This is a genomic window from Candidatus Brocadiaceae bacterium, from assembly GCA_012728835.1.
Classification (GTDB): domain Bacteria; phylum Planctomycetota; class Brocadiia; order SM23-32; family SM23-32; genus JAAYEJ01.
On record JAAYEJ010000045.1, the window covers coordinates 1 to 19,216 of the forward strand.

Genomic DNA, 19,216 nt, shown 5'->3' on the forward strand with positions numbered 1-19,216 from the left:
CCGACGCACCAGCGTCGGCCGACCCGGGCATCTTCGAGAACGTGGATGAACTGAACCGGGCGATCCGCCACGGGAGCCTGAAGGACGAATACGGCCCGCTTGACAGCCCGGTCGACCTGGCCCGCTACAGGATGGGGCGGCGCGAGGTGACCGTTCGCCTCGTCCGCACGGGGGGGATGACGTACGTCATCCTGACCGCCCCCGTCAGCCTGGACGACGTGCCCAACGTCCGCGCGCGCCTGGACGGGCTGGTCGGCCAGATGGGATACACGCGTCGGGCCGAGTTCGCCTATATACGTAAGGACAAGGAGTTTACGTATACCGCCGGGTTCGGACCGCACGTGGCCAACATGGCGTGCCTCGCCGGTGAGGCACGCGAAGACCGTGCCACCGTGCGGCGCATCAACCTGCTGCATCGCGAACTGGGCGAACTGCTCGAGAAGATGCGGTCGTAGCGTCGCCCGGGCGGAGGTTCGTCCATGGCAGAGGCACCCGCCGAGCCGCGCCGGACCCCGGACGGCGTGCGTGCCGGGGGGCGCCTGCAGGCCGTCCTTCTGTGGACGCTCCTGACCGCGCTCGCCCTGCACCCTACGCAGATCACGGTGCGCCAGTGGGCCGACGCCCTGGCGCAGAGGCTCGGCTTCGGTCTGCGCGCGGCCGGCCTGATCCCCGCCGTCGGAATCTGCGTCAGCGACGCCCTGTTCGTGGTCGCCTTCGGCCTCTGGCTGGTCGCCGGGCGGGCCGACGGCCGCCTGACGTCGTGCATCCGGCGCTATCCGGCGGCCCTCATCGCGCTGTTCGGGGCCGTCGTCCTGGCAGCGGTGCCCCACCTGAAGCCGATCGGCCTGCTCGGAGGACGAACCGTCGCCTGGGGCCGGGCCGTGCAGGAACTCGTGCAACTGGCCGTCCTCCTGGGCTGTGCCTACGCCGTGCTGGCCGACCGGCTGCGCGATCCGGCCTGGCGGACGCGGCTGACGGGCGCCTTCCTGTGCGGCGCGTTCGCGGCCATCCTGATCGGCGTCTGGGACTACGGCCGCCTGCGCCCCGACGCGACCGACCCCCGGTTCGCCGTCAGCCCGGCGCAGGTGGACGGCAGCTTCGGGTTCGCCGCCGAGGCGGCGGGCCCTCACGAACAGGCCGGGACGCTGAGCAACCGCAACGTGCTCGGCGCCTGGGTCAGCCTCGCCGTGCCCCTGCTCTGGGGCCTTGCGCTGTGCGTGCGGCGCCCGCCGGTGCGGGCCGCGTGCGGGGTGGCCGCCGCCGCCGGCATGCTGCTCCTGCTGCACGCGGGGCTCTGGGCGTTCACGATCGTCGGCGTGCTCACGGTCGCGTGGGTGCGCGGCCGGCAGGCGTTTGCCGCAACGGCGCTGGCGCTGTTCGTGCTGTGGACGGCCGTGTTCGGCTTCGGGCCGCAGCGCCACGGCGCGGTGCTTCTGGACTCGGCGATGCTGCGCAAGTCGTTCGACCGCTTCCACGTGCTGCCCGTCTACGGCGGCGGCCGCGTGCCCCCGCAGACCGAGCCGGCCCCGCTCGGCAGCGCCGACAACAGCGTGTGGCAGCAGCGCTACGTGGAGTGGCAGGCGGCCCTGCAGGCGGTGGCGCGCAGCCCGTTGTTCGGCGTCGGGCCGGGCAACTACCAGGTGCGCGTGAACCGGTACTACGAGCCGCCCCCGGACCGCCTGCTCAACCCCGGCGGTGTCTACAACGTAAGCAAGCCCTCCGCCAACCTGATGGAGGCCGGCGGCAACGCCTTCTACCTCGTCTGGCTGACGGAGACGGGTCTGGTCGGCGTCCTGGGCCTGCTGTCCGTCCTGCTGTTCGGCCTGCACGGCGCGGTTCGCTCCTACTGCGAAGGCGAAGACGACCTGGCGCGCGGGCTGGCGCTCGGGGCGTTCGGGGCGCTCTGTGCGGCGGCGGGGGGGATGGCGTTCACCCACTACCTGGTGCGGGGCGTGGGCATCGCCTTCGCGTTCGTGCTCGCCTGCGCCTCGCAGCGCACCGGCCGGCCTGCGCCGCAGGCATGAAGGCCGTCTCCGGCGCGGCCCTTTGCCGGTCGGCCTCCCTCCAGTATAATCCGCCGGGAGACGCATCGTTCCCCCTATTGCGAAGGACGATCTCCCTTGCAGGCCATCGTGATCTCCACCGGGGAGGAGCTTCTGCGCGGCCGGATCCTGGATACGAACGCGGCCTTCCTGGCCACCGAACTGGAAAGGCAGGGCTTCGACATGCGGCGCATCGTCGTGGTCGGCGACGCGCCGGACCACATCCGGGAGGAACTGGTCCGGGCGGCCGCCGACAGCGCGCTGGTCGTGATGACGGGGGGGCTGGGGCCGACGGCGGACGATCGGATGCGCGACGCCATCGCGGCGGCGGTGGGCCGGCCGCTGGTGGAGGACGCCGACGCCCGGCGCCACGTGGCCGAGCGCATACGGAGCTTCGGGCGCGAGCCGGAGCCTCGCCAGTTCACCCAGGCCCTGTTCCCCGAGGGCTCGGAGGTCTTCGCCAATCCGAACGGGACGGCGTGCGGGTTCGCCTGCCGCGCCGGCGAGTCCTGGATGGTCGCCATGCCGGGCGTGCCCGGCGAGATGCGGCCCATGTTCCATGCCAGCGTCGTGCCGTTCATCCGCCGGGCGCTGCCGACCGCCGAATGCGTTCAGACCGCAGTCGTGCGCCTCTACCCGCTGCCCGAGTCGGTGGCCGACGAACGCATCGCGGACATGAGCGGCTTCGGACGCAACCCGTCCCTCGGCATCACCGTCAGCGACGGCATCATCAGCATCAGCGTGCGGGCGCATGCGGACGACGAAGGGACGGCGCGGCGGCTGCTCGATGCGGACGTGGCGGTCCTCAGGGAGCGGTTCGCCGACCTGGTCTTCGGCGCGGGCGAGGCCACCCTGGCCGAGGCGCTGGCTGAGCAACTCGCCCGGCGGCAGGTCTCCGTGGCCGTGGCCGAGTCGCTGACCGGCGGGCTCGTGAGCCACATGCTGGTCGGCGTGCCGGGCATCTCCCGCTGGCTGGCCGGGTCCGTCGTCGCCTATTCGAACGAGGTCAAGTGCGCCCAGCTCGGCGTGCCCCCGGAACTGATCCAGCAGCATGGGGCCGTCAGCGCCGAGGTGGCCGAGGCGATGGCCCGGGGCATCTGCCGGGCGACGGGCGCCCGGCTGGGCATGGGCACCACGGGCATCGCCGGCCCCGGCGGCGGCAGCGTCCGGAAGCCCGTCGGCCTGGCCTACACGGCCGTCTGCCTGGACGGACACGTGCAGGTGGAGCGGCACCAGTACCGGGGCGACCGGGAGCGCATCCGCGACCGGGCGGCCAAGGACGTGCTCAACGCCGCCCGCCTCACGTTGCTGCGGGGGGTGGAATCGGCGCGCTGACCGAATACAATACGGCCGGGCTTCGTTTGCACAAAGCAAGGAGCGCCGGGCCGACCCGCGACGGCGAGGCGTCCGCCGCACCCCGCGCGCCCTCACAGAGGAGGGACAGGCTCCATGGCAGACAAGGACGACGGCTTCATACGGTTCCGGTGCAGGACGTGCGGCACGCGCCTGAAGGTGAAGGTAGGCGTCGAGGGAGGCGGCGTGATGCCCTGCCCGCGCTGCGGGGCGACCGTCACGGTGCCGATCGGCAACCTGGAGGCGGTCGCCGAGGGCACCGCCATGGACGAGACGGGCGACCCGGGCCGTCTGAACGTAGACCCCGAACTGCTGATGAAGCGCCTGCGGGGCGACGACGAGAAGCGCGACGGCCCCGGTTCGGTCGGTGGCGGCCCGTCGCTCCGGGGGGGGGCGTGGGACCCCGCGGCCGCCTTCGGGCGCCTGACGGAACTGGACCAGGTCCAGGCGGCCGTGGCGAAGATCGACGAGGACGTAATGGGGCAGATCCAGCGGCTCTACCGGCAGAAGGACCGGACCGCGCAGGACCGGGAGGAGGAGGTCAGGGTGGCCGGCGAGCGGCGGCGCGATGAGATTCGCCAGATGCTGCTGAACCGCGTACAGACCGCGCGCTTCCAGGTGCGCAGGCTCGAGTCGATGGAGAACCGGCTGGAGCGGACGGATCGCGACACCCTGCACCGGCTGAGGCGGGCGCTCGAAGCGATGGAACTCTACGCCCGCCACGTGCACGGCCTGGACCTGTGACCCCGCCCGGCACCCCTGGACCGCACGGAGACGCCGTTGCCCGCTGACGGACTGAAGACGCTGGAGGTGACCCGGGAGGCGCGCGAGTTCATGTTCGCCTTCCCGCGACGCCACCCCGGCGTGAGCGCCATGCGGGTCGTCAACGGCCTTCAGGTCGGCGTGCTGCTGGGCGCCTTCGGCGTCGTCGTGGCCGGGCTGGCGTTCCGGCTCGGCGCCACGCTCCTGGTCCTCAACGGCACGCTCCTGGCGTTCTACCTGGTGACCGTCGCGTTCAAGGCCTACCTGATGGACCTCTCGGTTGGCGCCGCGCGGGAGATGGCGTTCACGCGGGACGAGATCGCCGGGCTGCCGGACGCCGCCCTGCCCGTCTACACGATCCTGGTGCCCCTCTACCACGAGCGCGAATCTGTGGAAGGCCTGCTCGACGCGCTGCGGGCACTCGACTACCCGAAGGACCGGCTCGAGGTCATCTGGCTCCTGGAGGAGGACGACGCGGAGACCCGGCACGCCGTCAGCCTGCTGAGCCTGCCGCGCTACGTGCGGGTGGCCGTCGTGCCCGACGTGGGGCCGCGCACCAAGCCCAAGGCGTGCAACCTGGGCCTGGCGCTGGCGCACGGCGAGTTCCTGGTGATCTACGACGCCGAGGACCGACCCGAACCCGACCAGCTCAAGAAGGCCGTCCTGGGCTTTCAGCGCAATGAGCCGGACGTGATCTGCCTGCAGGCGAAGCTGGACTTCTACAACGCCCGCCAGAACCTCCTGACCCGCTGGTTCGCCACGGACTACGCCGTCTGGTTCGACCTGTTCCTGCCCGGGCTCGACCACCTGGGCGGACCCGTCCCGCTCGGGGGCACCTCGAACCACTTTCGGACCTGCGAACTGCGCGCTCTGCTGGGCTGGGACCCCTACAACGTGACCGAAGACTGCGAGCTGGGCGTGCGGCTGGCCCTGGCGGGCAAGCGCACGCGCATCATCGACTCGACCACCCACGAGGAGGCGTGCAGCGCGCTCGGCTACTGGGTCCGGCAGCGGTCCCGGTGGACGAAGGGCTACTTGCAGACTTACCTGGCGCACCAGCGGCGGCCCTTCGCGCTGGTGCACGCCCTCGGGCTGCGGCGCGCACTGAGCTTCCAGGTCATGATCGGCGGCACGTTCGTCTGCCTCCTGATCAACCCCCTCTACTGGACGCTCACGGCCCTGTGGTTCGTCTTCCGATGGAAGGCATTCGCCGAACTCTTCCCGTTCCCCCTGATCCTCTGGGGCCTGCTCTGCCTGTTCCTCGGGAACTTCGCCTTCGTCTACGCCGCCATGCTGGCAAGCTGCAAGCGGGGGTTCCACGACCTGGTCAAGTACTGCCTCCTGGTGCCCGTCTACTGGTGCATCACCAGCGTCGGAGCGTGGCGCGGGCTCGTGCAACTGCTTCTGCGGCCGAGCCACTGGGACAAGACGCGACACGGGCTGGCCGGCCGCTGACCCGAACGGCCCGTCGCGTTGTTTCGGCCGTGACCTTTCTGTTACCATCGCAGGAAGACAAGAGACCTCCGTACCCTGAGGAGACACCCATGGAATTCTGGACCGACGTGTGGAACAAAGTGGTCGATCTGCATGCGTCCGGCGACCTGGCGCTGCTGGTGCCCTTCTACGGCGTCGTGGTGGCGCTGATCCTGTTCGTCTGCCTGCAGGTGATGCTCGTCCGCGGCCGGCGCATGGCCCTGCAGGCCGCGCAGACGACCCGCGACCTTCTGGACGACATGACGGCCCTCCATTCGCGCGTCGGCGAGACCGAAGAGCGCGTCGAGCAGCGCCTGGACGCACGCACGGGCGACCTGGACACGCGGATGACCCGGAAGATCGACCAGAAGGGCGATGCCCTCCAGGAACGGCTCGAACAACATCGGAGCGCACTCTCGGAGGTCATCGGGAAGGGCGAGGCGCGCCTGAGCCGACTCGACGAGCAACTGAAGGCCTGCCGGGAGCGCATCGACGAGGTCGAGGCCCGGATCCCCAACCTGTTCGACCGCCTGGACGACTTCCGCGAGATGCTGGGCCGCACCTTCCAGGCCGAACTCGGCGGCGTCTTCGACTCTTTCGACAACTCCGTCAGCGCGATCCTGCAGCAGATGAAGTCCGAACTCCAGCTCGGCGTCAGCCGCATCGAGAGCATCGAGGGCATGGTGCGCAGCCGGGAGAAGGCCGAGCGCTCGCTCCTGGGCGGCCGCGGGGAGCCCGCCCTGCCGGGCGCCGCCGCCGAGCCCGAGGAGAGCGACGAGTTCGAGGTATGGGAGCAGGAGGCCAAGGACCTGGTCGACCAGGACCAGGACGAAGACGAGGACGAGGACGAGGACCGGCCCGAGCCCGACGCCGAATCCGCCGCGTCCGAGCCCGAAGACGACGCCGAGATCACCGACTACCCGGCCGAGATGGAGGCGGTGGACGCCGAGGCGGACGTCGACTCCGAGCTGCTCGCGATGCCGCTGAACGACGAGGACCCGGACGCCGCCAGGGACGGGGACGCGCGCGCGTGAGCCGCAGGCTACGTCCGTTCCGGCGGCCCGAGGGCACGTGCGACCGCGTGCAGTTCGGCAACCGTCAGTTCCTCGGCGCGGCGGCGCGTGTCGATCCCCGCTGCACGCGTGACCCTGTCCGCCGCGTGGGCGTCCCAGGCTGCGCGCACGGCCGCGGCCAGGCTCTTGCGGCGCGTCTGGAAGAGCCGGGCCACCGCCGCCGCGAACACGTCGTAATCCGGCGTGCGTGCGACGGCCGGCCGCCGGGCGATCCGCAGCAGCGTTGACGATACCTCCGGGGGCGGCCAGAAGGCATGGCGCGGAAACGTCGCCAGCCGCTCGGCCTCCGCCCAGTGGCCCACGATGACCGTCAGAGGCCCGTAGGCCCGGGTGCCCGGCCGGGCCACCACCCGGTCCGCCACCTCCTTCTGCAGCATCAGGCACATCTCGGCGACCGGTATCTCCCACTCCAGGAGGTTCACGATGGCCGGCGAGCTGATGCCGTAGGGAAGGTTGCTGACCACCTTCAGGGGGCCGTCGGCGCCGCCCGCCGCGTGCACGGCGTCGGTCACCTCGGCGCGGATCCTGTGCTTGCTCTCCAGGAAGTCGCAGCAGAGGAGCCGGACGTTTGCGGCGGCGGCCAGGCGATGGGCGGCCACGGCGTGCAGGCCGCGGTCGATCTCGACCGAGACGACCATGCGCGCGCCGGCCGCAAGGCGCTGCGTCAGGCGGCCCAGGCCGGTGCCGATCTCCAGCACGACCTCCTGGGGGTCCAGCCGGGCCACGGCCGCCACGCGGTCCAGGTCCGCAGGGGCGGCCAGGAAGTTCTGGCCGAACACCTTGCGCGGGCTCAGGCCGTGGGCCGCCAGGATGTCCCGCGGATGGGACGGCGGCTCCGGCGGCGCGCTGCGGCTGGGCATGGTGGTCTCCCTCAGAGCGGGACGCCGGCCCCTCCGAAGGCATCCTCGGCCATGGTCCCCTCGGCGACGCGCGTGACGGGGCCGCGCATGGTGATGGCGAACTCCTCGTCGATGTCGATCCTCAGGCGTCCGCCGGGCATGTGGACGGTGACATGGCCGTCGCAGAGGCCCAGCCTGCGCGCCACGGCGGCCGAGGCGCTCGAGCTGCTGCCCGAGGCCAGCGTGTAGCCGGCGCCGCGTTCCCAGATCTCGATCCGCACGTTGGAACGGTCCAGCACCTTCATGAACTGCACGTTCGTGCGGTTGGGGAAGCGCGGGTCGGTCTCGACGTGCGGGCCGACGGCGCGGGCCTCGTCGGCGGAGACCTCGTCCTGAAGGATGACGCAGTGGGGGTTGCCGACCGTGGCCGCGCTGAAGGTGTAGACGCGTCCTGCGACCTCGATCTCCTCGTTCAGCACCTCGCGCGGCGGACCGGCCACAGGGATGTCGGCGCTGTGGAAGCTCACGCGGCCCATCTCGACGGTGACCTCGCGGCCGCCGTCGTGGACCTGCGCGCGCACGGTGCCGCCGGCGGTCAGGACGGTGAACTCGCCGCCCCGGACTCGGCCCGTGTCGTAGAGGCAGCGGCAGAAGATGCGCAGGCCGTTCCCGCTCTTCTCGGCCTCGCTGCCGTCCGGGTTGAAGATGCGCAGCGCGAAGTCGGCCTCGTCCGTCGCGATCGGGCCGAGCAGGATGCCGTCGGACCCGACGCCGAAGTTCCGGTGGCAGATCAGGCGGATGCGCTCGGGGGTCAGCTCGGCCGCCAGGTCGGCGGGATCGAGCACGATGTAGTCATTGCCCAGCCCGTGGTACTTCCGGAACCTCATCGGCGGTCTCTCCTGATTGCCGCGGTCGGCCGCGGCTGCCTGCGGCGGGCGCCTCGTCAAGGGGCTTCTCAGTGCAGGAACAGGCGCAGGCCCGAGTGAACCATGACCATGCCGTACTGGTCGGCCGCGGCCGTTACGGCGTCATCGCGCAGGGAGCCGCCCGCCTGCAGGACGTAGCGGACGTTCGAGCGGCTGGCGCGGTCGACGGTGTCGCGGAACGGGATGAAGGCGTCCGAACTCAGGCAGATGCCGTCGAACTGCGCCACCCAGTCGGCGCGCTCCTCCCGGGTGAGGGGCCGGGGCATCTCGGTCAGTTGCGGCAGCATGGCGAACTTCTCGGCGTCGGCCAGCTCGTCCCAGAGCAGAAAGGAGTCGACGATGTTCGTCTTGTCGATGCGGCTCAACCCGTCCTTGAAGGGCAGGGCGAGCACGCGCGGGTGCTGTTGCAGAAGCCACTTGTCGGCCTTGTCGCAGGCCAGACGTGTGCAGTGCACGCGCGACTGCTGCCCGGCGCCCATGCCGATGACCTGCCCGTCGTAGGCCACGCAGATCGAGTTCGACTGCGTGTACTTGAGCGCGATGGTGGCCACCAGGAGCGTCTGGACGGCCGCCTCCGGGATGTCCTTCTTCGCGCTCACCACGTCGCGGATGATGCTGCGGTCGATCCGGGCGTTGTTGCGCTCCTGTTGCAGGCGGAAGCCGAACGCGTCGCGGTCTTCCACCGCTGGAGGTTCGTAGTCGGCGTCGATCTCGAGCAGCAGGTACTTCCCGTCCCGTTTGCCCTTCAGTATCTTCAGCGCTTCGGGCGTGTAGCCGGGCGCGATGAAGGCGTCGCTGACCTCGCGGCGGATCAGGCGCGCCAGGGATTCGTCCACCACGTCGCTGGCTGCGCCGACGTCGCCGAACGAGCACATCCGGTCGCCGCCGCGCGCGCGGGCATAGGCGGTGGCCACGGGCGAGAGGTCCTCTTCGGGGATCATCTGCGATGCGCGGAACGCGTCCGAGATCGGGCGGGCGACGGCCGCGCCGGCCGGGCTGACGTGCTTGAACGATGCGGCGCCCGGCAGGCCGGTGGCCGCCTTCAGCTCACGGGCGAGCTGCCAGGCCGCCAGCGCGTCCAGGATGTTGATGTAGCCGGGCGCGCCGCTGACGACGCGCAGGGGCGACGGCTCCTGCCCGATGACCAGACGGGCGGCGCCCTGGTGCGGGTTGCAGCCGTACCTCAGTGTGATCTCGCTCATCCCTGCGTCCTCTGCTGTCACGGGTTCTGCGGCCTGCGAGGGCAGGCCCGGGGCGAACCCGGAGTATACAGGCGCGCGTGCGAACGGTCAATCAATGAAGCACCTTCGCGAGGATCTGCACGAGCGTCAGGGTGCCGAGCGCCGCCGTCAGGACGCCGATCAGCAGGCGGAGCCTGCGGGCGCTGATGCGGTTGACGGTGACGGCGCTGACCGGCACCGAGGCGAAGGCCCCCAGAGTCAGCGGGACGGCCAGGTCCCAGGCGATGGCCTTGCCGGCGATCACGTAGGTGATGAGGCCGACGATGCAGGTGACGCCCTCGGAGACGCTGCAGATGCCGATGGCGTTCTTCTCTTCGACGCCGCTGAGGATCTGCCCGCCGGTGATCAGCGGGCCGTACCCGCCGCCGCTGAGGCCCTTGTTGAAGGCGGCCAGCAGGCCGAGCCCTGTGATCCGTCCCCAGGAGAAGCGGAAGACGCGCCCCGCGGCCGCCAGGATGAACACGCCCATGGAGAGGACAATGACGCCGATGGTGATCTTCAGGTACACCTTCGGGATGTTCACCGCCACCCAGACGGCGGCCGCCGCCCCGACCACGCTGCAGGCGCTGAGCGTGGCCGCCACCCACGTGGCGCGCGAGTCGCGCGTGAACGACACGTTGCCGGCCACGTGGTGGGCGACTCCCGCCGACAGGCCGGTGATCAGCTCGCTCAGCAGGATGCACGGCACAACGACCAGCGGCTCCAGGTCGAACAGCAGCATCAGCAGCGGCGTCAGGGCCGTGCCGTAGCCCATGCCGAGCGTCGAATCCACATACTCGCAGAAGAAGGCCAGGGCGACGAAGCCGAGCCCCTGCCATTGGAAGGGACACGCGGCCGACGCGGTCCACCCGAGCTGCCCCGCCAGGACGCAGGCGATGGCAAAGAATGCGACGGCGCCGAACAACGACCCGGCGAAGGTGCGGACCACGGTTCTCATGACGGCTCCTTCTGCGACGCGAAGATCTGGCAACACTCCTAACGGAGTGTCCAGGAGGCAAAAAAGGGGAACCGGCCACCCGGCCGCTCCGTTCCTCAGAGATACCCGAGCGTCCGCAGCCGCTGCCGAACGGCCTCCACCTCGGCCTGCGACAACCCCTCCGAGCGGCTGCGCGGCGTGCTGGCCGGACTGGCCAGGTCCCGCAGCACGAAGACCGCGAACTCCGTGACCGAATGGAAACCGGTGTCTTCGATCAGCCGCTGGAGGCGCTCGTAGAGCGGACGGGGGATCTTCAACGTGACCTTGTCGGACGCCGATCCCGTGGCACTCATAGGACACTCCTGACCCCGGAGTCTATCCCCTCCTGCGGCCCGTTGTCAAGCCCTTCCTTCGGCGTTCGTGAAGGGGCGCCAGGGCAGGACGTCGCGCGGGTCCTCGATGACCATGCGGATGGTGCGCGCGTCCAGCCGTTCCGCGCCCGGCCGGGCGGCCGCCTCATCGCAGAAGTTCGACTTCATGTACTCCACCTTGACCTCGATCGGCAGGATCGGCCGGAACGGTTTCGCCTGTTCGACGAGCGCAAGCGACCGTCGCGCGGCTTCGCGGACGCGGGCGCGCGCTTCCTCGAGCGGGTAGGCGATGGCCTTGTTGCGCCCAACGCCCTGCTTGACGGCCGCCGTCTCGATCGGGCTGAAGAAGGCCCGGGCCTCGGCGCAGGCGGCCTCGTCGCCCGAGACCATCACCATGGGCACGCCGAACCCGCCGGCCAACGTGGCCCAGATGGCCAGCTCGCCCACCTTGCGGCCGTTGATGAGAAAGTTCTGGATCGTCGTCGAACTCTGCGTGTGGTCCAGGAATCCGTTGAGCGTGCCGGCCATGGCATGTGCACCGACGAAGAACGTGGCGTCGCACGTCTCGTCCAGCATGCCCCACCAGCGGCTCTCGTCGCGCGGGTCATACTCGGCCCGCTTGTCCAGCATCTCCAGGATGAAGTTCATGCGCTGGATGCCCGCGTGGCCGTCCATGACGATCACCTCGTCGGCCCCGCCCTCGAACGCGCCCTCGATCGAGGCGTTCACGTCGTGCATGAGCTTCTCGCACGACTGCCGGTAGAGGTCCTGCTTCTCGAACTGGCGCTGCTCCTCCTCGTCGAGGCCGCTGACGCCTTCCAGGTCGGTGTGGATGTAGATCCTCATCAGTGCCATTTCCTCAGGTCGGAGGTGACCCAGCGGATGGTGCGCGCGTCGAGCCGCTCGACGCCCGGCCGGGCCGCCGCGCCGTCGCAGTAGTCGCTTCGCGTGTACTCGATCTTCACTTCCATGGGCAGGATGGGCCGGATCGGCTGGACCTTTCCCACCAGCGCCATCGCCTGACGCGCCGCCCGGCGGATGCGTGCGCGCGCCTCCTCGGGCGGGTAGCCGATGGCCTTGCTGCGGCCGACGCCCTGCTTGACGGCGGCCGTCTGGATGGGGCCGAAGAAGGCGCGGGCCTCGGCGCAGGCCGCCTCGTCGCCCGACACCATGAGGAGCGGCACGCCGGCCGCGCTGCACGTGAGCGCGTCCTGCACCAGCTCGCCCACACGGCGTCCGTTGATGTACCAGTTGAAGATCGTCAGGCCGCTCTGCGTGTGGTCCAGGAAGCCGTTCAGCGTGCCGGCCATCCCGTGGTAGCCCACGGCGAAGGCGGCCTGGAAGCTCTCGTCCGGCCCGATGCACTCCACGTGCGTCCTGTCCACGGCGGCCGCGCGCCCGTCGAGCATCTCCGGGATGAAGTTCAGCTTGTTGCGCCCGCCGTGTCCGTCCCAGGCCAGCACCTCGGTCGCACCGCCTTCGAACGCCCCCTCGATGGCCGCGTTCAGGTCGAGCATCAGGTTCTCGCAGACCAGCCGATAGGCGTCCTCGCCCGAGGACAACTGGGCGGCGTCCACGAGCCCGGTCACCCCCTCCACGTCCGTCAGTATGAATACCTTCACAGTCCGGCTCCTTTGTGCAAGGCGTACGAAGGCCCTGTATACCACATCGCACACGAGGTTCAACGTCCGGGGGCCTCAGGCGTCCTCCAGGGCCGCGCGAACGAGGCCCGCCAGCTCGGGGCGGACGTTCTCCGCCACGCGGCGCCACGGCTCCCGTTCGGCCTCCGAGCGCACCCGGGGACGGAAGCCGAACCGCAGGTAGAGGCCGATGGCCGGGATGCGCGGCGCGTTGGTGGTCAGGTAGGCGCCCTCGCAGCCCAGCTCGACCATGCGATGCAGGCACGCGGCCAGGAGGGGCTTGCCGAGGCCGGCGCCCTGGTGCGCCGGGACGATGGCCACCCAGTGGACGCGGCCGTAGGCGCGGTCGGGGAAGTCCGTGTTGTGCCAGGCCGTGATCGTCCCGACGGCCTCTCCCTGCCCATCGCAGAGGTAGAGCTGCCGCCGGCGAAGTGCCTCCGCGTCATGCCCGAACTCGCGCTCGAAGAGCGCAAGCTCGGCCGTGTTCAGCGGATCGGACAGTTCGTGGATGCGCACCCAGGCCGCTTCGTCGCCCGGCGCGTACGGGCGGAAGGCGTACGGGACCGGCGGGGCCACCGCGGGCAGGTCGGACAGGGTGGGTCGCACCATGCAGATGCTGGTGTGAGGCAGGTTGGTGTTCATCGGCACGGCTTCCTGTTCATGCGGGGACGGAACGGGCCCCGGGCGGCCGGCACGCGTCAGTCGCGGCGGGGCTCGGGCTTCAGTTCGCCGGATTCGATCATCTGAACCAGCGGGTTGTCGTCGATCTCCAGCGGCAGATCGACCATGCCGCGGCGCCGGGCCGACTCCCAGCAGGCGAAGATGATCTCGGTGGCCTTCAGTGCGTTCCGCGCGCCGTGCTCGGGCTCGGTGCCCTTCTGCAGGCACTCGACGGCGTGGGCGATGGCGCGGTTGTGGTAGGCGCCGGGGTCGTCGTTGCGCCCGTGCAGGCCCTCGCCCTTCGTGTCGATGTCCTCCCAGCGGGCGCTGCCCTTGCGCCGGATGCGCAGCAGGGGCCGCGGGTCCTGGTCGATCAGCGGGCCGACCTCGATGACGCCCTCGGTACCGATCAGCTTGTCGTAGGCGCCGACGACGGCCCAGGCGGCGTCCCTGGGGCCGGTGACGCACTGGCCGAAGACGCCGTTCTCGTACTTCCACAGCCCATGGGCGACGTTCTCGTTGTGGCTGCCGAAGACGAGGTTCTCGACCCGGTAGTCGATCTGGGCCACGGCCCAGACGGCGCGGTGGTGATCGTTGAAGAACCCCTGCATGTCCATGTGGTGCGTGCCGGCGTCGAAGAGGTTGCCCTCGCCGTACTGCATCAGCACCAGGTCGCCGATCTCGCCGGCGTCGAGCAGTTCCTTGGCCATGCGGAAGGGGCCGCCGAAGCGCCGCATGTGGTTGAACGTGAGCTGCACGCCCCGTTCCCTGCACACCTCCGCCATGCGCCGGCAGCCCGCCCAGGTCGTGGCCATGGGCTTCTCGCAGTGGATGGCCTTGACGCCGGCCTCGGCGCAGTCGACGGCCATCTGCTCGTGCAGGTGCATCCACGTGCAGATGCTCACGATGTCCGGCTTCTCCTTCGCGAGCATCTCGTGGTAGTCGGTGTATGTGGTCGCGACGCCGAACTGCGCGGCGTACTTCCGGGCCCGTTCCGGCACCAGGTCGCAGCAGGCCGCCAGCTCGCACTGGTCGGGCAGGGCCAGGTAGCCGGGCCCGTGCCGGTAGGCCATCGCGTAGCCCTTTGCGCTTCGTTTCGCCGGATCGTCTCCGCAGCCGATGATCCCCACGCGGAAGGCAGCCATGGTCCATCTCCCTACCTGAGGTATTCGCACGGGCCGTCCCACAGCCATGGGAGTGTACGGCTGCCCCTTGGGGATGTCAACGCGCCCGGCGGCACACGCGCCGGCCCGCGCCCAACACTTGACCGGGCGCAAGGCCGGGGGCATAATCCACCGCTCCCGCACACAGGAGATCCGCCATGACGGCCCCCGTCGACGCCGCCGCACATGCCGCAGAGCTGCACAGCCGGGCCATCGTCATCGACTGCCACTCCGACATCCTGATGCCCATCGCGGACGGCCACATCCGCATGGCGGACGACGTGCAGGTGCCCGACCCGGCGGCCTGGCAGCCGCCCTTCCTGATGCCGCCGCCGGAGTCGAAGTACACGAAGTGGCCGCGCGGGTCGGCCTTCGGCACCATCGGCCAGTACGGCCTGCCCCACTTCCTGCGCGGGGGCCTCACGGCCCAGGTCTGCGCCATCTACGTGGATGACCGCCAGCTCCACGACGCCCTGCGGCGGTCGCTCGACATGGTCTGGTGGCTCCATCGCGAGGTGGAGGACAACGAACGCCTGGAGCTGGCTACGACGGCCGCCGACATCCGCCGCGCCAAGGAGCAGGGGAAGGTCGCCGCCGTCATGGCGCTGGAGGGCCTCGAGCCCGTCGGATACGACCTGAAGATGCTGGACCTGTTCTACAAGCTGGGCGTGCGCATGGCGGGCATGGCGCACAACCGCCGCAACTACTACTGCGACGGCACGATGCACGGCATCCACACCGGCGGCCTGACCGATCCGGGCAAGCAGGCCATCCGCCGCATGAACGAGCTGCGCATGGTCGTGGACGTCGGCCACTTCGACGCGCGCGGCTTCTGGGACGCCCTGGAGGTCAGCTCCGCGCCGGTGGTGCTCTCGCACCGCAGCCCCCGGGCGTTCTTCCCACTGCGGCCCGAGGACAGCCGGCTGCATCCCTCCTACGACGTCACGCGCGGGCGCGAACGCCTGGAGGCGCTGGCGCAGAACGGCGGCGTCTTCGGCGTCTTCTTCCTGGGGGCCCGCCACGTCGGCGACGTGGTCGACGACATCGAGTACGTCATCGACCTGGTCGGGCCGGAGCACGTGGGGCTCGGCAGCGACCTGTACGGGCTGAGCGGCGCGCCGAAGGGCCTGGAGGACATCTCGAAGGTGCCCGCCATCACCGAGGAACTGGTGCGGCGCGGGCATCCCGACGAGGTGGTGCTCAAGGTGCTCGGCGAGAACTTCCTGCGCGTCTTCGAGCAGGTCTGGGGCGGGTGAACGGCCCGCCGGCCGCCCCCGGGTGCCGCGCGCGGCTATCCGCCCGCCGCCTCGCGCAGCCGGGCCACCTCGGCCTCGAGCGCGCGCAGGCGTTCGGCCATCTCGGGCAGGCGCCCGGTGAGCGCCATGATGCGCCGCTGCTGGCCGATGGGGCGCGCCGGCACGCCGAACACGACGGCCCCCGCCTCGATGTCCTGCGAGGCCCCCGTGCGCGCGGCCAGGATGGCGCCATCGCCGATCGTCACGTGATCGGAGACGCCCACGTCCTCGGCAATGATCACGCCCCTGCCCACGCGCACGCTGCCGGCCAGCTTCGCCGCGCCGGCCATGATGCTCTCGGCGCCGACGTGGCAGTTGTGCGCCACGTGGCAGTGGTTGTCGATCTTGACGCCGTCCTCGATCACCGTCGCCTCGAGCATGGCCCGGTCCACGGTCGTCAGCGCGCCGATCTCCACGCGGTCGCCGATGCGCACGGTGCCGATCTGGGGCAGCTTGACGTTGCGCCCGTCCCGCTGGACGAACCCGAAGCCCTCCGAGCCGATCACCGAATTGTAGTGCACGATGCACTCCCGGCCGATCGTGACGCCCTCGTGGACCGAGACGTTGGCGTGCAGCACCGTGCCGGCGCCGATGCGGCAGCGGGGGCCGACATAGGCGTTCGGGTAGATCACGGCGCGGTCGCCGATCTGCGCGCCCTCGCCGACGAAGGCGCCGGCGCCGACGGCCACGTCCCGGCCCAGCTCGGCATCGGCGGCCACGCAGGCGTCCGGGCTGATGCCCGTCGGGGCCGGAACCCGCTCGGCAGCAAATGCCTCCAGGACGATGGCCAGCGCAGACTCGGCGTCCGCGCACACCACCTGGGCGCCGGCATACTCCGAGAGCCTCACGGGGGTGATCAGCACGCTCGCACGGCACGCCTCGGCCTCGGCCGCGCCGCGGCGGTTGCGCAGCACGGCCAGGTCGCCCGCGCCGGCGCACTCGATCGCCCGCAGGTCCCGGATCGTCGCGTCGTCGCGGCCGACCAGCTCGCCGCCGACCATCTCGGCCAGTTCCTTCGCTGTGAGACGCGGCATGTTCCCCTCGCAATCCGCTTCGCTTGACTCCGCCCGGTGATCCGCCGAACATGCTACCTGCTGAGCACGGGCGCGAACAAGGGGACGGCATGGCGACCGACGACGAGCGCTACATGGACATGGCCCTCCGGGAAGCGCGCGCGGCCGCCTCCGAGGGCGAGGTGCCCGTCGGCTGCGTCGTCGTGCACGAGGGCATCGTCATCGGCCGCGGGCACAATCTGCGCGAGACGCTCCGGGACCCGACGGCCCACGCCGAGATCGTCGCGCTCAGGCAGGCAGCCGCCGCCCGCGGGCAGTGGCGGCTGGACGGGTCGGTGGTCTACTGCACGGTCGAGCCGTGCTGCATGTGCGCCGGAGCGCTGGTGAACGCGCGCGTGGCGCGCCTCGTCTACGGCATTGCCGATCCGAAGAGCGGCGCCTGCGAGTCCGTCCTCGACGTCGTGCGCGAGCCCCGCCTGAACCACCGCCTGGCGGTGACCGCCGGCGTGCGCGCCGCCGAAGCGCTGGCACTGCTGCGGGAGTTCTTCGAGTCGCGCCGCTGACCCCCGGGCGCTGCCCATTGGGGCGGTGCCTGGCCGTGCGTGCCCGTGCGCCCGCCGAGCATTGACACCGCCCCCGCCGGCCGTCTATCCTGACCGCCCCGTGGGGGCTGCGTCTCCGCACCTGGTTGAGAGCCACGCATCATGCCCATCCTGCCCTATCGAGCCGAGATGGCCGGCGCCGTCACCGAGTCGTACAACCGGACCTTCGGCCGGGTGCCGCTCTGTTACCCGGTGCGTGCGGACGACGTGGCCGCTGCCGTGGCCAGTCCGGAGGCGCTGGTACGCGACCCGCCGCTCACGGCGATGGCGGCGTTCGCGGCTGCCGACGACGACGGCGTGCGGGGCTTCGTCCAGGCCGGCGTGCTGCCGCCCGATCCGGAGGGCGAGGCCGGGCTCGGGATGATCCGCTTCTTCTGGTACGAGCCGGGATGTCGGGCGGTCGGGCAGGCGCTGCTGGAGGAGGCCGAGGCGCACCTGAGCCGGTGCGGTGTCGGGCGGATCGAGGTGTTCCGGGACCGCTACAAGTTCCCGTTCTGCCAGATGCGGCCGTGCTACCTGTCCGACAGCCTGGGGCACGTGCAGGCCCTGCTGCTGGTCAACGGCTATGAGCGGGTGGCGGGCGAGGTCGTGCTCGCGTGGCCCGACTTCGAGCCCGTGCCGCCGCGGCCGCCCGCCGAGCCGGTGGACATTGCCGTGCAGTGGCACGCGGCACCGGACCGCCGCCCGGCGGCGACCCTGGACGCCTTCAAGGACGGCCGGCCGATCGCCCAGTGCCGGTGCGTGCGCGTGGGCGACTACTCGGACGACGAACGGGCGCGCGACTGGTTCTTCGTCGTCTGGCTCGGCGTGGACGACGAATACCAGGGGCACGGGCTGGGCATGCACCTGCTGCGCCGGGCGTTCGTCGAGATGCGCGGCGTCGGCTACCGCCATGCGGCCATCAGCACGCGCCTGCACAACCACCGCGCCTTCCTCTTCTACAGCAACTTCGGCTACCACGTGGCCGACTGGACGCACGGGTTCGGGCGCACGGTCGCCCCGCCGGCCGCGCAGGCCCGTCGCTGACCGATCCCTTCCCGCATCTTCAGAGTCTCCGGGAGCAGAACCATGGCAAGGCTGCAGATCAACTACTGGGCCGAGACGCTCAGCAACCACAGGCACCTGACCGTCCTGCTGCCCGACCTGACCGAGGGCGGCGGCCCCTGGCCCGTGCTCTACCTGCTGCACGGCATGTCGCAGGACGATGCCTACTGGTGCCGCATGACGGGCATCGAGCGGTACGTGAACAAGCTGCCGCTCATCGTCGTCATGCCCGACGGCGGGCGGGGGCTCTACTGCGACGCCGTGCACGGCGAGCCGTTCGAGACGCACATCCTCAAGGACGTGATCGGCTTCGTGGACCGCTTCTTCCCCACCATTCCCGAGCGCGACGGCCGTGCGATCGGCGGCTACTCGATGGGCGGGCTCGGGGCCGTCAAGCTGGCGTTCGCACATCCCGACGTGTTCTGTTCCGTCGTCGGGAGCGCCGGTGCCTACGACCTGGAACGGTGGCTGACGCTCTCTGACTGCGGCGAGGCCGCCCGGCGGATACTGGGCGACGATCCCGTCGGGGGACCGAACGACGTCTGGTGGCTGGCCGAGCAGATGGAGCGCGAACTCTGGCCCGCCATCCGCATCGAGTGCGGCACGGAGGACTACCTGCTCCCCCAGAGCCGCCGGCTGCACGACCACCTGAACCAACTGGGCATCCCGCACGACTACGCCGAGCTGCCCGGCCCCCACAGCCTGGTGGCGTGGGACCAGCACCTGCCGGCCGGCATCGAGTTCCACAAGCGTGCCCTCGGGCTCTGAGGCGCGCCGCCTGCATGGGCGCGGGACGGCGGAAT

General features: G+C 70.8%; 20 protein-coding genes. 10 read left to right on the forward strand and 10 right to left on the reverse strand.

The window, feature by feature from the left end; genetic code table 11:
- The 6 genes from GXY85_06790 to GXY85_06815 form a co-directional block, all read left to right on the forward strand.
- The coding region (locus GXY85_06790) for a hypothetical protein (protein ID NLW50537.1) at positions 1–455 on the forward strand (455 nt) is incomplete at its 5' end.
- 24 nt (positions 456–479) lie between these two features.
- The gene (locus tag GXY85_06795) at positions 480–2,024 is read left to right on the forward strand and encodes a hypothetical protein (GenBank protein ID NLW50538.1); all 1,545 of its coding nucleotides are present in this window, start codon (positions 480–482) and stop codon (positions 2,022–2,024) included.
- A gap of 96 nt (positions 2,025–2,120) precedes the next feature.
- Entirely contained in the window at positions 2,121–3,377 is a 1,257-nt protein-coding gene (locus GXY85_06800; GenBank protein NLW50539.1) for a competence/damage-inducible protein A, read from the forward strand.
- Between the two features lie 114 nt (positions 3,378–3,491).
- Positions 3,492–4,139: a hypothetical protein gene (locus GXY85_06805; protein NLW50540.1), complete on the forward strand. Its 648-nt coding sequence runs from the start codon at positions 3,492–3,494 to the stop codon at positions 4,137–4,139.
- Positions 4,140–4,175: 36 nt separating this feature from the next.
- Entirely contained in the window at positions 4,176–5,612 is a 1,437-nt protein-coding gene (locus tag GXY85_06810) for a glycosyltransferase (protein ID NLW50541.1), read from the forward strand.
- 89 nt (positions 5,613–5,701) lie between these two features.
- Entirely contained in the window at positions 5,702–6,664 is a 963-nt protein-coding gene (locus tag GXY85_06815; protein ID NLW50542.1) for a hypothetical protein, read from the forward strand.
- An 8-nt stretch (positions 6,665–6,672) separates the two neighbouring features.
- Here the strand turns inward: GXY85_06815 and rsmA are convergent, their stop codons facing one another.
- The 9 genes from rsmA to GXY85_06860 form a co-directional block, all read right to left on the reverse strand.
- Positions 6,673–7,563, reverse strand: a complete 891-nt coding sequence (rsmA, locus tag GXY85_06820; protein NLW50543.1) for a ribosomal RNA small subunit methyltransferase A — start codon at positions 7,561–7,563, stop codon at positions 6,673–6,675.
- A gap of 11 nt (positions 7,564–7,574) precedes the next feature.
- On the reverse strand, positions 7,575–8,429 hold the full coding sequence (locus GXY85_06825; protein NLW50544.1) for a diaminopimelate epimerase: 855 nt from the start codon (positions 8,427–8,429) through the stop codon (positions 7,575–7,577).
- A 68-nt stretch (positions 8,430–8,497) separates the two neighbouring features.
- Positions 8,498–9,670, reverse strand: coding sequence for a phosphoribosylaminoimidazolecarboxamide formyltransferase (locus tag GXY85_06830; GenBank protein NLW50545.1), 1,173 nt, complete (start codon positions 9,668–9,670; stop codon positions 8,498–8,500).
- 91 nt (positions 9,671–9,761) lie between these two features.
- Positions 9,762–10,646 (reverse strand): sulfite exporter TauE/SafE family protein, encoded by an 885-nt coding sequence (locus GXY85_06835; protein NLW50546.1) that lies wholly within the window; start codon positions 10,644–10,646, stop codon positions 9,762–9,764.
- Positions 10,647–10,741: 95 nt separating this feature from the next.
- Positions 10,742–10,978, reverse strand: coding sequence for a CopG family transcriptional regulator (locus GXY85_06840; protein ID NLW50547.1), 237 nt, complete (start codon positions 10,976–10,978; stop codon positions 10,742–10,744).
- Positions 10,979–11,023: 45 nt separating this feature from the next.
- Positions 11,024–11,842, reverse strand: coding sequence for a hypothetical protein (locus tag GXY85_06845; protein NLW50548.1), 819 nt, complete (start codon positions 11,840–11,842; stop codon positions 11,024–11,026).
- Entirely contained in the window at positions 11,842–12,618 is a 777-nt protein-coding gene (locus GXY85_06850) for a M55 family metallopeptidase (protein ID NLW50549.1), read from the reverse strand. Before GXY85_06850 ends, GXY85_06845 begins: the two co-directional genes overlap by 1 nt.
- A 75-nt stretch (positions 12,619–12,693) precedes the next feature.
- Entirely contained in the window at positions 12,694–13,278 is a 585-nt protein-coding gene (locus GXY85_06855; GenBank protein ID NLW50550.1) for a GNAT family N-acetyltransferase, read from the reverse strand.
- Positions 13,279–13,334: 56 nt separating this feature from the next.
- On the reverse strand, positions 13,335–14,441 hold the full coding sequence (locus GXY85_06860) for a Gfo/Idh/MocA family oxidoreductase (GenBank protein NLW50551.1): 1,107 nt from the start codon (positions 14,439–14,441) through the stop codon (positions 13,335–13,337).
- 176 nt (positions 14,442–14,617) lie between these two features.
- Between GXY85_06860 and GXY85_06865 the strand changes: the two genes are divergently transcribed.
- Positions 14,618–15,715, forward strand: coding sequence for a membrane dipeptidase (locus tag GXY85_06865; GenBank protein NLW50552.1), 1,098 nt, complete (start codon positions 14,618–14,620; stop codon positions 15,713–15,715).
- A gap of 35 nt (positions 15,716–15,750) precedes the next feature.
- Here the strand turns inward: GXY85_06865 and lpxD are convergent, their stop codons facing one another.
- On the reverse strand, positions 15,751–16,788 hold the full coding sequence (gene lpxD, locus GXY85_06870; protein NLW50553.1) for a UDP-3-O-(3-hydroxymyristoyl)glucosamine N-acyltransferase: 1,038 nt from the start codon (positions 16,786–16,788) through the stop codon (positions 15,751–15,753).
- An 89-nt stretch (positions 16,789–16,877) separates the two neighbouring features.
- Between lpxD and GXY85_06875 the strand changes: the two genes are divergently transcribed.
- From GXY85_06875 to GXY85_06885, 3 genes are all read left to right on the forward strand, one after another.
- On the forward strand, positions 16,878–17,330 hold the full coding sequence (locus GXY85_06875) for a nucleoside deaminase (protein ID NLW50554.1): 453 nt from the start codon (positions 16,878–16,880) through the stop codon (positions 17,328–17,330).
- A gap of 141 nt (positions 17,331–17,471) precedes the next feature.
- Positions 17,472–18,395 carry a GNAT family N-acetyltransferase gene (locus GXY85_06880; protein NLW50555.1) on the forward strand — a complete coding sequence of 308 codons (924 nt, stop codon included), beginning with the start codon at positions 17,472–17,474 and terminating at the stop codon, positions 18,393–18,395.
- Between the two features lie 42 nt (positions 18,396–18,437).
- Positions 18,438–19,181 carry an esterase family protein gene (locus GXY85_06885; protein ID NLW50556.1) on the forward strand — a complete coding sequence of 248 codons (744 nt, stop codon included), beginning with the start codon at positions 18,438–18,440 and terminating at the stop codon, positions 19,179–19,181.
- The last annotated feature ends 35 nt before the right edge of the window (positions 19,182–19,216 follow it).